The sequence below is a fragment of the Dietzia sp. E1 genome, from assembly GCF_014145015.1.
Classification (GTDB): domain Bacteria; phylum Actinomycetota; class Actinomycetes; order Mycobacteriales; family Mycobacteriaceae; genus Dietzia; species Dietzia cinnamea_A.
The window spans coordinates 1-1,500 of sequence record NZ_JAALDU010000402.1; the positions used below are offsets into that span (position 1 = coordinate 1).

1 protein-coding gene is annotated in these 1,500 nt (G+C 62.3%); it reads right to left on the reverse strand.

Annotated features, from left to right (window positions below; all coding sequences use genetic code 11):
- Positions 1–51 precede the first annotated feature (51 nt).
- Positions 52–1,266: an IS110 family transposase gene (locus tag G6030_RS12935; RefSeq protein WP_043569086.1), complete on the reverse strand. Its 1,215-nt coding sequence runs from the start codon at positions 1,264–1,266 to the stop codon at positions 52–54.
- Positions 1,267–1,500 lie beyond the last annotated feature (234 nt).

Below are 1,500 nucleotides of genomic sequence, written 5' to 3' on the forward strand. Positions count from 1 at the left end.
GGGTGTCCCTATGAGGATTGTCAAGCGTTTTGCTGATGATTGGTGATCGCTTCAGGCCGCCGCGGCTACGTCGTTGGGTGCTGGCGGCTCGCGGTAGAACTCGCGGTTGGTCAGCATGGCGTAGATGACGTTGCTGCGGCGTCGTGCAAGGCACATGACGGCTGCGTTGTGCTTCTTTCCTTCGGCGCGTTTGCGCTGGTAGTAGGCCTGAGAGGGGCCATGGCAGTTGCTGGCGATCCAGGCGCTGCGGAACATGGCGTTCTTGAGGCGCTTGTTGCCACTACGAGCAGGGAATTCGCCCTTGATGGAGGTGCCGCTTCGTCTGGTCACCGGGGCGATACCGGCGTAAGCAGCGAGATGTGAGGCGGAGGCGAAGTCGCTGCAGTCGCCCACGGCCAGCAGGATGTTGGAGGCGGTCTTGATGCCGATGCCGGGCATCGAGATCAAGACCTCGGCAAGAGGGAATTCATCGAGCATCCCCTCGACCTGGCCAGCGATGGTCTCGCGCTGTTGCTGTAGCGCTTTGATGTTCGCGGCGAGCTGCGGGATGACCAACTCGGCAGCGTCGGTGCCGGGCACGGTGACCGTCTGTTCGGCCAGTGCCGCGAAGATTCGGTCGATGAGCTCGACCGGATCTTTTCTCGACCTGTTGCGGGCCCATTTGAGCACTCGGCCTCGGCCGGCTGCGGCGAGTTTGGTGGGTCCGCCGTAGTGGATGAGCAGGTCCAACACGATGGCTCGAGCAAGGATCTCACCGACGAGAACGCGCTCGAATGCCGGGTGAATTTGTGTCAGAACACTGCGCAGCCGGTTCTTGGCCCGGGTGCAGTCCCGAGCGATGTCGTCGTCGAAACCGGCGAGCATTTTCAGCGCTGAGAGCACCTCGCTATCGCGGTCCACCGCTCGCAGGGTGTGCGGCATTGTGCGGGCGGTGTCGGCGATGATGAACGCATCTCGGGCATCGGTTTTCGACCTACCTGGGTACAGGTCCGCGGCTTTGCGCATCGCAAGTCCTGGCAGGTAGGCGACCTCGCAACCGCAGTCACGGGCCACCGCGATGGGCAGCGCCCCGATCGTGTTGGGCTGGTCGACGATCATCAGCACCGGTCCATGCTGCTGAAGTTCGACGAAAACTTTCCGCAGAGCGACTTCGTCTTGGACCAGGGGTTTGTCGTAGAGGCGGGAGCCGTCCTGGGCGAGAGCGCATGCGTGATGGGCACTCTTGCCGACGTCCAGTCCCACGAATACGGCGTAGTTCTCGGACATGGCGATACTTCCCTTCTGAAGTATCCCTGCTGGTCACCGTCTTGACACCCGATGCCGACACCCACGTTACGAAGAGACCTCACCTAAAAGGTGGGCCGCGTCCCTATCAGCGGTCAACGCGTGTCTCTCGAGCGGGTGGCAACACCCCCCGGACCATCGATGGCAGGGCAAGAAAGCCATGCCCACTCGAGCGACCAGACCTCCGACCACCGGAGGTTCAATAAAGGTAACGGG

What these genes read in the sequence shown, in the direction of transcription:
- G6030_RS12935 (WP_043569086.1), bottom strand. Translation starts at nt 1,266, where the DNA reads ATGTCCGAGAACTACGCCGTATTCGTGGGACTGGACGTCGGCAAGAGT.